The sequence below is a fragment of the Polynucleobacter paludilacus genome (assembly GCF_018687595.1).
Taxonomy (GTDB): Bacteria; Pseudomonadota; Gammaproteobacteria; order Burkholderiales; family Burkholderiaceae; genus Polynucleobacter; species Polynucleobacter paludilacus.
The window spans coordinates 554898-567291 of record NZ_CP061298.1; the positions used below are offsets into that span (position 1 = coordinate 554898).

At 46.7% G+C, this 12394-nt stretch carries 13 protein-coding genes; all 13 read left to right on the forward strand.

What is annotated here, in order from left to right; all coding sequences use genetic code 11:
* Positions 1 to 3 precede the first annotated feature (3 nt).
* From frr to AOC06_RS03055, 13 genes are read left to right on the forward strand one after another with little or no spacing between them, the layout of a single operon-like run.
* Positions 4 to 564 (forward strand): ribosome recycling factor, encoded by a 561-nt coding sequence (gene frr / locus AOC06_RS02995; RefSeq protein WP_215335417.1) that lies wholly within the window; start codon positions 4 to 6, stop codon positions 562 to 564.
* A 34-nt stretch (positions 565 to 598) separates the two neighbouring features.
* The gene (uppS, locus tag AOC06_RS03000; RefSeq protein WP_215381116.1) at positions 599 to 1372 is read left to right on the forward strand and encodes a polyprenyl diphosphate synthase; all 774 of its coding nucleotides are present in this window, start codon (positions 599 to 601) and stop codon (positions 1370 to 1372) included.
* A gap of 18 nt (positions 1373 to 1390) precedes the next feature.
* Positions 1391 to 2218 (forward strand): phosphatidate cytidylyltransferase, encoded by an 828-nt coding sequence (locus tag AOC06_RS03005; RefSeq protein ID WP_215381118.1) that lies wholly within the window; start codon positions 1391 to 1393, stop codon positions 2216 to 2218.
* Entirely contained in the window at positions 2215 to 3408 is a 1194-nt protein-coding gene (gene ispC / locus AOC06_RS03010; protein WP_215381122.1) for a 1-deoxy-D-xylulose-5-phosphate reductoisomerase, read from the forward strand. The genes AOC06_RS03005 and ispC overlap by 4 nt, the downstream gene beginning before the upstream one ends.
* Positions 3409 to 3421: 13 nt before the next feature.
* Complete coding sequence (locus AOC06_RS03015) at positions 3422 to 4534, forward strand: M50 family metallopeptidase (RefSeq protein ID WP_215381125.1); 1113 nt, start codon at positions 3422 to 3424, stop codon at positions 4532 to 4534.
* Positions 4534 to 6876: an outer membrane protein assembly factor BamA gene (bamA, locus tag AOC06_RS03020; protein WP_439650692.1), complete on the forward strand. Its 2343-nt coding sequence runs from the start codon at positions 4534 to 4536 to the stop codon at positions 6874 to 6876. Before AOC06_RS03015 ends, bamA begins: the two co-directional genes overlap by 1 nt.
* 17 nt (positions 6877 to 6893) lie before the next feature.
* Positions 6894 to 7421 (forward strand): OmpH/Skp family outer membrane protein, encoded by a 528-nt coding sequence (locus AOC06_RS03025; RefSeq protein ID WP_215381126.1) that lies wholly within the window; start codon positions 6894 to 6896, stop codon positions 7419 to 7421.
* Between the two features lie 5 nt (positions 7422 to 7426).
* Positions 7427 to 8491, forward strand: coding sequence for a UDP-3-O-(3-hydroxymyristoyl)glucosamine N-acyltransferase (lpxD, locus tag AOC06_RS03030; protein ID WP_215381128.1), 1065 nt, complete (start codon positions 7427 to 7429; stop codon positions 8489 to 8491).
* Between the two features lie 34 nt (positions 8492 to 8525).
* Complete coding sequence (gene fabZ / locus AOC06_RS03035; RefSeq protein ID WP_112203565.1) at positions 8526 to 8975, forward strand: 3-hydroxyacyl-ACP dehydratase FabZ; 450 nt, start codon at positions 8526 to 8528, stop codon at positions 8973 to 8975.
* Entirely contained in the window at positions 8975 to 9772 is a 798-nt protein-coding gene (gene lpxA / locus AOC06_RS03040; RefSeq protein WP_215381130.1) for an acyl-ACP--UDP-N-acetylglucosamine O-acyltransferase, read from the forward strand. Before fabZ ends, lpxA begins: the two co-directional genes overlap by 1 nt.
* 6 nt (positions 9773 to 9778) lie before the next feature.
* On the forward strand, positions 9779 to 10984 hold the full coding sequence (gene lpxB / locus AOC06_RS03045; protein WP_215381132.1) for a lipid-A-disaccharide synthase: 1206 nt from the start codon (positions 9779 to 9781) through the stop codon (positions 10982 to 10984).
* On the forward strand, positions 10981 to 11574 hold the full coding sequence (gene rnhB / locus AOC06_RS03050; protein WP_215381134.1) for a ribonuclease HII: 594 nt from the start codon (positions 10981 to 10983) through the stop codon (positions 11572 to 11574). Before lpxB ends, rnhB begins: the two co-directional genes overlap by 4 nt.
* Positions 11571 to 12392, forward strand: coding sequence for a TrmH family RNA methyltransferase (locus AOC06_RS03055; RefSeq protein WP_215381136.1), 822 nt, complete (start codon positions 11571 to 11573; stop codon positions 12390 to 12392). Before rnhB ends, AOC06_RS03055 begins: the two co-directional genes overlap by 4 nt.
* Positions 12393 to 12394 lie beyond the last annotated feature (2 nt).

Below are 12394 nucleotides of genomic sequence, written 5' to 3' on the forward strand. Positions count from 1 at the left end.
CGGATGTCTGCAGCAGAAATTAAAACCAATACTGATCAAAAGATGCAAAAGTCTCTCGAGGCTTTAAAAACCAATTTAGCCAAAATCCGATCGGGTCGTGCAAACCCTGGAATTTTGGAGCACATTCAAGTCGACTACTACGGTAATCCCACGCCCTTAAGTCAGGTCGCCAGCTTAGGCTTAGCTGATGCGCGCACGATTAATGTTCAGCCTTTTGAAAAAACGATGGTTGCCGCAATTGAGAAGGCGATTCGTGATTCTGATTTAGGATTAAATCCAGCCTCACAAGGCACCGTGATTCGCGTGCCAATGCCTGCCCTTACTGAAGAGCGTCGGCGTGAGCTCACTAAGGTCGTTAAATCTGAGGGTGAAGAGACTAAGATTGCAGTACGAAATTTACGTCGTGATGCAAACGAACATCTCAAACGCTTAACCAAAGATAAAGAGATTTCTGAGGATGAAGAACGTCGTGCAACTGATGAAATTCAGAAGATGACAGATAAAGCCGTAGTCGATGTCGATAAGATTATTGCTGATAAAGAAAAAGAGATCATGACGGTTTAAGACCGATTCTTTTCAATCTTCTTATTACTTATAGATGACCCAGCACACGAGCTCTACCCTGGCGATCCCAGAGGTCAGCGCTGTTCCACGCCATGTTGCAATCATTATGGATGGCAATGGGCGCTGGGCTAGCAAGCGACATATGCCCAGAGTAGCAGGGCATTCCGAAGGCCTAACTGCAGTTCGCAAAATTGTTGCAGAGTGCCGTCGTCTCGGCGTGGAGTACTTAACGGTTTTTGCTTTTAGCTCAGAGAACTGGCGTCGACCACCTGAAGAAGTTGGCTTTTTGATGAAACTCTTTTTGAAGTCTTTAAAAGGTGAAGTGACTCGTTTGGCTGAAAACGATATTTGTCTCAAGTTAATAGGGGACTTAGAGCGCTTTGATTCTGACATTCAGAAGATGGTCTCATTTTCTGAGGAAAAAACGGCTCACTGTCAGGCGCTCACATTTACGATTGCTGCTAACTATGGTGGCCGCTGGGATATCTTGCAAGCGATGCGCAAATGTCTTATTGCCCATCCTCACTTAAAACCAGAGCAGGTGAGCGAAGAGTTGATTCAGCCTTTCCTGTCGATGTCCTATGCCCCTGAGCCGGACTTATTCATTCGTACAGGTGGTGAGCAACGGGTAAGTAATTTTTTGCTCTGGCAACTTGCATACACAGAACTGTATTTCACAGACGTTTTATGGCCAGACTTTGACGAAATCGAACTTCAGAAATCTTTCGAATGGTTTAGTCAACGCGAACGGCGCTTTGGCAGGACTAGTGCGCAAGTAATGTCTCAGAGCATGAGTGATGCGGTTTAAAACTTTGCAAACTTTCAAATGCTAAAAACTCGAGTCATTACAGCAATCATTCTGCTCATGATTCTGCTGGCAGTTTTGTTTATGCTACCCCCTGTTTATTTAGGCGGGTTTTTCTTATTACTCGTAATGGCCTCCGCATGGGAGTGGAGTCGATTAGTATTTCCTCATCGACCTTGGCTGGCGTATTTGAATGCCGGCGCTTGTCTGCTGATCATTGCTGGCTTAATGATCTTGCATCAACCTTTGGGGCCATTCGCTCTCATGTCTACTGCCGGTATCTTCTGGTTGCTAATTGCCCCCTTGCTCTTATCTAAGGGCCTGAAGATCAATTTCCAAAAATGGTCAGTTCCCTATTTTGTCTTGGGCCTTGTTTTGCTCCCAGCAACTTGGTTTTCAGTCATGTTCCTGCGCGAAATCGGCTTGTTGTTTCTGTTATCGACCATGGCACTGGTTTGGATTGCGGATATTGGCGCTTACTTTTTTGGGAAGGCATTTGGGAAGCGCCGTCTTGCCCCAGAAATTAGTCCTGGTAAATCAATCGAAGGCGCTCTTGGAGGCCTTGCCCTTTGCTATGTTTATGCGGGCTTATGCGCTTTCTATTTAGCACCTACAGTGACTTTATTTGGCGTTTGGGCATATCGCTTTGGTTGGTTGCCCATGTTTTTAATGGTCACTGCTTTAACTTGCCTCAGCATCTTTGGGGATTTATTTGAATCTCAACTCAAACGGTTGGCTGGAGTCAAAGACAGTAGTCATTTATTGCCAGGACATGGTGGCGTATTAGATCGGGTTGATGCATTAATCCCTGTAATGCCGATTGCAGTTCTGCTGATGGGATTTTTATGAGCAGTAAACAGCGTGTCACTATTTTAGGGTCCACTGGCTCCATTGGTACGAATACCTTGGATGTGATTCGGGCGCATCCCGAGCGATTCGAAGTCGTTGCCCTCACAGCAGCAAAACAAGTCGAGCGCTTGGCAGAGCAGTGTATTGAGTTCAAACCGCGACTTGCAGTAGTTGGTGATGCCTCATCAGCTAAAAAACTTTCTGAACTTCTTTTAGCAAAGCAAATCAGCACTACCGTTTTATATGGATCAGAAGCCTTGATTTCTGCGGTGCTCGAATCGGATTGTGATACCGTAATGGCAGCAATCGTAGGGGCGGCAGGCTTGCTGCCCACTTTGGCCGCTGCTAAGGCCGGCAAAAGAGTATTGCTTGCTAATAAAGAAGCGCTCGTCATGTCCGGCAAGTTATTTATGGATGCAATGCACGAAGGTGGTGGAGCATTGCTGCCCATTGATAGTGAACATAATGCGATCTTTCAATGTTTGCCTGTCCATTTTTCAAAAAGTCCAAGCCTGCACCACGGTGTTGAAGAGCTATGGTTAACCGCTTCTGGCGGACCATTCAGAAACACGCCTCTCACTGAGTTGGGCCAAGTAACCCCCGAGCAGGCCTGTGCCCATCCAAATTGGGTCATGGGTAAAAAGATTTCTGTCGACTCTGCCACGATGATGAATAAGGGGTTGGAAGTCATCGAGGCTTATTGGTTATTTGGTTTACCCATTGAGAAAATTCAGGTCCTGATTCATCCACAAAGTGTGGTGCACTCGATGGTGCGCTATTGCGACGGCTCAGTGATTGCTCAGATGGGTCAGCCCGATATGCGAACACCTATTGCTTATGGACTTGCCTGGCCCGACCGCATTGTTGCAGGCGTTGAACCATTGAGTTTGACTCAATTGACTGCCCTCAATTTTACGGAACCTGATCTTCTGCGTTTCCCTTGTTTGTCGCTGGCATTTCAGGCGGGTAAGCAGGGTGGGCTAGCTCCAGCGGTATTGAATGCGGCCAATGAGATTGCAGTCGCAGCATTTTTAGATAATGCGCTCGGGTATTCGCAGATATCGGAGGTGGTAGAGCGGGTACTCAATGGCATTGAGCCTACAGTTACGAGCTCACTCGAAGATATTCTGGAGGCGGATGCTAAAGCAAGAACCATGGCTGTTGATGTGATTCAGCGTCTGCGTTCCTAATGAGGGCATTCCTTTGCAGGCATTGATTACCTTCGCAGCATTTTTGCTAACCCTCTGCATTGTGGTTTGCTTTCATGAGTTCGGCCATTTTTTGGCTGCTCGCCTATGCGGTGTCAAGGTGTTACGATTTTCACTCGGCTTTGGCAAGCCCTTATTCGTTTTCAAATCAAGACATTCCGCCACAGAGTGGACATTGGCCCCGATTCCTTTGGGTGGTTATGTCAGGCTTTTGGATGGCAGAGATCCTCAACAAACCATTCAGCAATCAGAGCAAAGCCAAGCTTTTGATACCAAGCCACTATGGCAACGAGCACTGATTGTCTTCGCAGGCCCCTTGGCAAATTTCATCTTAGCTGTCTTTCTATTAACGACTATTTACGTTGCTGGAGTAGTTCAATTACCAGCGCGCTTGCAGGCACCTCCAGCAGATTCCATTGCTGCGAGTTTAGGTATTACCCAAGGATATCAAGTCCTAGCTTGGCGTATGCAAGCCGACAACGATTTTGAGCCTGTGATCAGTTGGAATGCGCTCCGCTGGAATGTGATGGATGCCATTACTTCAAAAGAGGGCTTTGTATTGAGGGTGCAGGATGCCTCGGGACGGCAATTTACGACTGAATTTTTATCTTCCCAATTACCTTCGATGTCTTCTTCGGAGGACCCTTTTTCACAGCTTGGCATTCTTCCAGTAATACCGCCAGTTTCTGAATACTTGAACCTTAAATTAGATCCTTTTAGCGCCTGGGTATATGCCACCAAGCGGGTTTATTTGATCAGCAAAGTCTCATTGAGGCTAATGGGGGGTTTATTGACTGGAGAGAGCTCTCTAAAACAGCTCGGAGGACCTCTCAGTATTGCCAATATGGCAGGGAAGACAGCTCAACTAGGTTGGCAGGCTTACCTAGCATTTTTGTCGATTTTGAGCATTAGTATTGGCCTGCTGAATTTGGTGCCCTTGCCAATGCTAGACGGGGGTCAGCTCCTGTATGATGCATGGGAGTTGGTCTCTGGGAAGCGGATTTCGACTACTTTGCAGGAGCAGTTCCAGAAATTGGGCTTTATCTTGCTGATTTCCATTTCCCTTTTGGCCTTGTTTAATGATTTACAACGCTATTTTTCGCCTTGATCCATCTGAATCCTTTTTTCTCTCGGTTTGCCCGATTTGCTGCACTAGTTGCACTGGTTCTAGCTAGTGTCTGCCTGAGTGCCCAAGCTTCTGACTCTTTTGTGATTAAAGACATTCGACTTGAGGGTCTTCAGCGCGTGGAGCCAGGGACTGTTTTTAGTTATTTGCCCGTTCAGGTTGGCGATACCTTCACTGATGAAAAAGGGGCTGACGCAATTCGTACTCTGTATGAAACAGGCTTTTTTAGGGACGTTCAGATCCAAGCTCAGGGCGATGTCCTGATTGTGATTGTGGAGGAGCGTCCAACGATTTCCCGTATCGAATTTACTGGCATGAAAGAGTTCGATCAAGAGATCGTTCGCAAGTCCCTCAAGTCAGTTGGCGTAGCAGAAGCCCGTTTTTATGACAAAGCACTGATAGATAAGGCTGAGCAAGAGCTCAAACGCCAGTATGTTAGCAAAGGATTGTACGCAGCTGAAGTGGTGGCGACCGTGACACCGGTTGAACGCAATCAAGTGGCTATTTATTTCAATATTGATGAAGGCCCGGTAGCCAAGATTCAAGAAATCAATTTCATTGGCAACAAGGTATTTAGTGAAAGTACCTTAACGGGTTTGATGCAACTCAGAACCGGTAGCTGGTTATCTTGGTATACCAAAGATAATCTCTACTCCAAGCAAAAACTCACGGCAGATCTTGAAACGATCCGCTCTTACTATTTGAATCGTGGTTATCTTGAGTTTGTCATTGACTCAACGCAAGTCTCAATCACACCAGATAAAAAATCAATTTATCTGACGATTAGCATTAAAGAGGGTCAGAAATTTACGGTAAGTAAAGTCAGCTTTGCAGGCGAACTGCTGGGGAAAGAGGCTGAGTTTATGCAATTGGTTCAACTCAAGCCCGGAGATACTTTTTCCTCTGCAAAATTAACCGAGAGTACTAAAGCGATTGCCGACTTGCTGGGCTTTTATGGCTACGCTTTCGCCACCATTAATCCCCAGCCTGACATCCGTCGTGAACAAAGCGAAGTAGATTTGACCCTAGTGGTTGATCCTGGACGTAGGGTTTATGTTCGCCAAGTGAATATTTCTGGGAATGCAAAAACCCGAGATGTTGTTATTCGTAGAGAAATGCGCCAGTTCGAAAGCTCTTGGTTCGATGGCGACAAGATTGAGTTATCAAAAAAACGTTTAGGTCGTCTTGGCTACTTTACTGAAAATAACGTAACCACCCAGGATGTACCTGGTTCCCCAGATCAGGTCGACGTTAATGTCGACGTTAAGGAAAAGCCCACCGGAGCCGTTTCTTTGGGTGCTGGTTACTCCAGTACTGAAAAGGTAATTTTGACTGCTGGTATTAATCAAGATAATGCCTTTGGAACCGGTCAATCCATTGGCTTAAATGCCTCATTGGGTAAAGTGAACCAAAGCTTGGCGCTCTCTAACTATGACCCTTATTTCACGGAAGATGGCATCAGTCGCTTTAGCGACGTTTACTACCGCACTTCCAAGCCCCTTTACTACACTGGTGATCCGGATTATCAGATTAAATCCATTGGAACTGATTTAAAATTCGGCGTACCTTATAGCGAAGTTGATAGAGTTTTTTATGGAACGGCATTGGAGGCCTTCCAAATTAATACCACTGTAAATACTCCGCAGCCTTATTTAAATTATGCTCAGTCATATGGTATTGCATCACCTGGCTATCCTGGGACTTTAAATACTTATAACGTACCTTTGACAGTTGGCTGGGCGCGCGATGGCAGAGACAGTGCCTTGATTCCGTCTGAAGGTTCTTTGCAGCAATTGTCTTCGGAGGTGGGAACACCAGCCGGGAATATGACTTATTACCGAGTGTATGGCCAATATCAAAAGTACCACTCTTTCAGTAAAGCAAATATCCTGTCTTTCAATGGCGAGGTCGGTTACGGCCAGGCCTACGGCGCTTACCCATTCCCAATTACCAAGAATTACTATGTTGGCGGTATTGGATCAGTGCGTGGCTATGCTCCAGGCTCACTTGGCCCAACCTACTACAACACCACATATGGCACCTATCAACCTACGGGCGGCCAGTCGAAGATTGTTACAAACGTAGAGTACACAGTGCCTGTGCCAGGGTCTGGCACTGAGAAAACGCTGCGGATGTTTACCTTCGTGGATGGCGGTAACGCCTTTGGCGAGAATATCAACCTGGTGTTGAGGTATTCTTACGGTGTAGGTATATCATGGATATCACCACTTGGCCCCTTGAAATTTAGCTATGGCATTCCAATAAAATCTCAGCCAACTGATAATATTCAGCGGTTGCAGTTCCAGGTCGGTACTGCGTTTTAATTGTTAAGGAAAGTTTTATGAAGCTCTCTCACTCTTCTAAATGGATTTCATTAAGTCTTGTTACTTTTGTATCCATCATTTGCTTACCGCAAGCTTTTTCTCAAGAGGTTGGCACAAAGGTCGCCGTTGTTAACTCAGAAAAAGTGTTTAATGAATCCAACTTGGCGAAAGCAATGCAGACGCGTTTGCAAAATGAATTCACTAAGCGTCAGAATGATTTGCGTGACAGCGCGCAAAAGATTAAATCCGCTGCCGAGAAGCTGGATCGCGATGCCGCCGTGATGTCTGAAGCTGACCGCATTCGTCGTCAGCGTGAGCTTGCTGACCAAGATCGTGAACTACAGCGTAAGCAACGTGAGTTCACGGAAGATTTAAATCAGCGTACCTTTGAAGAGCGCGCCAAGATTGCTGAAAAAGCAAATCTGGTGTTAAAGCAAATTGCCGAGCAGCGGAAGATTGATGTCATTGTTCAAGAAGCGGCCTATGTTAGCCCTAAGTCCGATATTACCGATGATGTCATCAAGGCCTTAAATAACTCTAAATAAGTTTTATGCCCACCGCCATCGAGCTGGCCAAACAGTTTCAAGTGAGCTTGGTGGGGGAGGGCTCTCTCACATTTGATAGCCTTGCCCCATTGGAGCGAGCGCAATCAACCCAGATTGGTTTTTTATCCAATCCACTATACCGCCAAGAGGCAATAGAGAGCTCTGCTGGCGCATTAATTTTGAGCCAAACGGATTTTGATTTCTTAAAAGATCAGACTCAAAGTCAAAACCCAAATCGGGTTTACTTCATATCCAATAATCCCTACGCGACCTTTGCCAAAATAGCGCAGTTCTTTGCTAAGGTGTCGGCAACAAAATATTCAGCCGGTATTCACGCTAGTGCTGTGATAGATCCCTCTGCTCAGGTACCAGTCTCTTGCCATATTGGGCCCTTTGTTCAAATTGGACCAGGGGTGCAGTTGGGTGAGCGGGTTTGTATTTTAGGAAATACAGCGATTGCCGAAAACAGCAAGATTGGCGCAGACAGTCTTATATATCCACAAGTCTCCGTCTATCACAATGTTCACCTTGGCGAGCGTTGCATTATTCATAGTGGCGCAGTCATTGGTTCTGATGGCTTTGGTTTTGCACCGGATTTTTCTGCCAATGGCGGCGAGTGGGTGAAGATCCCCCAAACGGGTGGCGTTCGGATTGGGAGCGATGTCGAAATTGGCGCCTCCACTACGATTGATCGTGGTGCGATGGTAAATACAGAAATTGGCTCGGGCACTAAGATCGACAATCAAGTGCAAATCGCACACAATGTCATTATTGGTAAGGCCTGCGTGATTGCTGGATGTGCGGCTATCTCAGGTAGCACCAAAATCGGCAACTTTTGCATTATTGGTGGCGCAGCCAATTTTGCGGGACACTTGACTATTGCCGATAGAACGACAGTTTCGGGCAATACTTCTATCATTCGCTCTATAAATGAGCCAGGGCAGCACTTTACGGGGGTTTATCCTTCTATGTTGCATAGCGCCTGGGAGAAAAATGCCGCCATCTTGCGCGGTCTAGATAAAATACGGCAACGCTTGCGTTTCTTAGAACAAAAGAAAAGTGATAACTAAGCTGTAGATTGAATTGTTTTGAATCGGGTAAATTATGAGTAAATCAACTGGAATCGACATCAACAAAATATTAAAGTTGTTGCCGCATCGCTACCCATTTTTATTGGTAGACCGCGTATTAGAAATTACTCCCCGCGTGAGTATTACTGCTCTCAAGAATGTCACCATGAACGAGCCATTCTTTCAGGGGCATTTTCCGGATTTCCCGGTAATGCCTGGGGTACTGATCATCGAGGCCTTGGCTCAAACAGCTGCGCTGCTGACTTTTTCAGAAGAGCGTGCTGAAGATGCGGTTTACTACTTTGCGGGTATTGATGGTGCACGCTTCAAAAAACCCGTATTGCCTGGTGATCAACTCATCATGACAGCTACGTTGGAGCGTGAGCGGGCAGGTATTTATAAGTTTCAGGTCCAGGCTACAGTGGATGGAGAGCTTGCTGCAGAAGCAAACATTACTTGCGCAGTTCGTTCGAAAGGTGCGTAATGAGTTTGATTCATGCGACAGCAATCGTCGACCCAAAAGCTGAGCTGGCTCAGAACGTAGAGCTCGGTCCATATTGCGTTATTGGCCCAAACGTCAAGATTGGCGCAGGCAGTAAGATCGGCTCTCATACTGTCATCGAAGGTCACACGACTATCGGTAAAGACAATCATATTGCTAGCTTTGCGGCAATCGGTGGAGCTCCCCAAGATATGAAGTACCGTGGCGAGCCTACGCAACTCATCATTGGCGATCGCAATACCATCCGTGAGTTCACGACGATTCATACAGGTACAGCGCAAGATGCTGGTATTACCCGCATCGGAAACGATAACTGGATCATGGCTTATGTGCACATTGCACATGATTGTCAAATTGGTAACCACACTATTTTTTCAAGTAATGCCCAGATCGCTGGACATGTACAGGTCAATGATTGGGCCATTATGGGTGGCATGTCTGGAGTACATCAGTTTGTGCGGATTGGTCAGCACGTCATGCTGGGTGGCGCATCCGCCTTAGTTCAGGACATTCCACCGTTTGTGATTGCGGCAGGAGACAAAGCAACCCCACACGGTATTAATGTCGAAGGTCTTAAGCGCCGTGGTTTCTCAAGCGAAACAATTTCTGCATTACGACAAGCTTATAAAACCTTATACAAGGATGGCTTAAGCTTTGAAGAGGCAAAGGTGGAACTGCAAAAGATGGTGAGCAATCATGCGACCGATCCAGCAACAGCAGAGAAGCTTTCTGAGTTTCATGACTTTATTGCCGCATCTACCCGCGGCATCATTCGGTAAAGTGACTTGCCCAAATTAGCTTGCGTTGCTGGTGAGCCCTCTGGTGATTTACTGGCAGCACCAGTGCTGAGTGCTTTAAATCAAATTCCAGATATGGCGGGTCTCGAGATGTATGGAATTGGCGGCCCGCTCATGCAGGCCCAAGGGTTTCGTTCCGATTGGCCAATGGAGACTTTGAGCGTTCGCGGCTATGTTGAAGCTCTTAAACAACTGCCAGCGATCTTAAAAATTCGTAAAGCATTGGTTCATTCTTTGCTGACCTCGAATCGGCCCGATATCTTCTTAGGCATTGATGCTCCTGACTTTAACCTGGGTGTTGAAATGCAATTGCGCGAAGCGGGCATTCCGACTCTGCATTTTGTATCACCATCAATCTGGGCATGGCGGGCGGGACGTATTAAAAAGATTGCCAAAGCAGTTGATCGTATGCTGTGCATCTTCCCCTTTGAAACTGAGATTTATGAGCGTGCTGGCATTGCTGCCACTTATGTTGGTCATCCTCTGGCAAGCGATATTCCGTTGCAGCCTGATATCACGGGCGCAAGGCAAAAGCTCTCTCAATTGATGCACTTTAGTCCAGATAAACTCGCTGGGACTGTAGTCGCCGTGCTTCCTGGCAGTCGTGCATCCGAGATTGAATTCATTGCCCCTGTATTCTTTGAGACTATGGCTGTTTTAGCAAATAAGCTAAAAGGTCAAGCGCTCCATTTTTTAATTCCAGTGGCAACGGCTCGCTTGCGAGCTCCCCTAGAAACTCTCAAATCCCAATTACAAAATCAATATCCTGATATTCAGATTTATCTGATCGATGGACAGGCTGACTTAGTACTAGAGGCTGCGGATGTAGTGCTGATTGCCAGCGGTACCGCTACTTTGCAAGCAGCGCTTTGGAAAAAACCCATGGTGATTTCATATAAAGTACCTTGGTTGACTGGGCAAATCATGAAGCGTCAAGGATATCTTCCTTACGTGGGTTTGCCAAATATCCTCTGTGGCGAGTTTGTTGTGCCTGAACTTTTACAAAATGAGGCAACCCCAGATGCCCTCGCAAAGGCTTTAATGGCCTGGCTAGATCATCCTGCTAAGGTCACTCAATTACAAAGCCGCTTTGCCCAGATGCATGAAACCTTGCGCAGACCAACCGGCCTTTTGGTGGCACAAGCTGTAGCTCAAGAAATTAAATTCAAACAGACCAAAGCAACATCAATATGAGCGCAATCTGGATTTGTGGCGTTGATGAAGCGGGGCGTGGCCCCTTGGTGGGTTCTGTAGTAGCTGGAGCAGTGATCCTTGATCCGCTTCAACCTATTTTGGGTTTAAAAGATTCTAAGAAACTGTCTCCAACAAGGCGCGAGTCGCTCTACGCAGAAATCATGCTTAAAGCAAAAGCTTGGGGAATTGGTGAAGCCAGTTCCACAGAGATTGATGAAATAAATATTCTGCAAGCTAGTATGCTGGCGATGCAGAGGGCTGTGGAAGATCTTGTGAGGCGGTTTGGTCAGTGGCCAGACAAAGCCTTAATCGATGGCAATCGCTGTCCTCAATTGCCGATTGCAGCGGAAGCGATTGTGAAGGGTGATACAAAAGAGCCCGCAATCTCAGCTGCCTCCATCTTGGCAAAAGTGACTCGCGATCGCCAAATGCAAAGCCTGCATGAGCTTTATCCGCAATATGGATTTGCGCAGCACATGGGCTATCCAACCGAAGTACACTTTGCGGCTCTCAAGCAGCATGGAGCATGCCACGAACACCGTAAAACCTTCTCTCCAGTACGCACTGTGCTGGAAGGATCTGCCAAATGAATCTGGAACCGATTAGCTCCAAAGAAAATTCGCTGTTTAAAGAGTTGCGCTTACTGCAGGCTGCTGGTGCCAAAGGGCAAAAAGCAAGACTTGCAAGCGGGCAGGCCATATTAGAAGGGATTCATTTAATCCAGACCTGGGCGGGGGATCCAGCACTGAAGACGCTATTCACCTCCGAGCAGGGCATGATGAATCCTGAAATTGCTGAGGTGCTATCGAACCATCTTGAAGCATGTCCAGATACTAAGGTGTATCTATTGGATGCCAAGCTATGGGATCTATTGAGTGAATTGGTCAATGCGCCACACTTGGCGGGATTATTGTCCTTGCCGACATCAATACTCAATCCAGGAGCCATCTCAACACTGAGTGGCGACGTGTTGATCTTGGATCGAATTCAGGATGCAGGCAATGTTGGATCGATATTGCGAACCGCAGCTGCCGCAGGCTTTACTCAGGTGTTAGCCTTATCTGGCACAGCGCATCTTTGGTCTAGTAAGGTTTTGAGAGCTGCCATGGGCGCACATCGTTTATTGGAGCTTCATGAGGGTTGGTCTAATCAACAAATGTTGAGCGCCATTGAGGCGCCACTGCTGGCGACTAGTGCAAATGGACAAAGTGACTTGTATCAAATCCATAGCACGCTACAAAAACCAGTCGCATGGGTGATGGGTAGTGAAGGACAGGGGGTTTCAGCAGAAATATTGGCGCAAGCCAAAACGGTATCGATTCCGATTGACCCCAGAGTAGAGTCTCTAAATGTTTCTACTGCGGCAGCAGTTTGCTTGTTTGAAACCCTCAGAGTTCGTCGAAGCTGAGT

Coding starts and splice junctions, on each gene's coding strand:
- frr (WP_215335417.1), top strand. CDS start 4: ATGTCTGCAGCAGAAATTAAAACCAATACTGATCAAAAGATGCAAAAG.
- uppS (WP_215381116.1), top strand. CDS start 599: ATGACCCAGCACACGAGCTCTACCCTGGCGATCCCAGAGGTCAGCGCT.
- AOC06_RS03005 (WP_215381118.1), top strand. CDS start 1,391: ATGCTAAAAACTCGAGTCATTACAGCAATCATTCTGCTCATGATTCTG.
- ispC (WP_215381122.1), top strand. CDS start 2,215: ATGAGCAGTAAACAGCGTGTCACTATTTTAGGGTCCACTGGCTCCATT.
- AOC06_RS03025 (WP_215381126.1), top strand. CDS start 6,894: ATGAAGCTCTCTCACTCTTCTAAATGGATTTCATTAAGTCTTGTTACT.
- lpxD (WP_215381128.1), top strand. CDS start 7,427: ATGCCCACCGCCATCGAGCTGGCCAAACAGTTTCAAGTGAGCTTGGTG.
- fabZ (WP_112203565.1), top strand. CDS start 8,526: ATGAGTAAATCAACTGGAATCGACATCAACAAAATATTAAAGTTGTTG.
- lpxA (WP_215381130.1), top strand. CDS start 8,975: ATGAGTTTGATTCATGCGACAGCAATCGTCGACCCAAAAGCTGAGCTG.
- rnhB (WP_215381134.1), top strand. CDS start 10,981: ATGAGCGCAATCTGGATTTGTGGCGTTGATGAAGCGGGGCGTGGCCCC.
- AOC06_RS03055 (WP_215381136.1), top strand. CDS start 11,571: ATGAATCTGGAACCGATTAGCTCCAAAGAAAATTCGCTGTTTAAAGAG.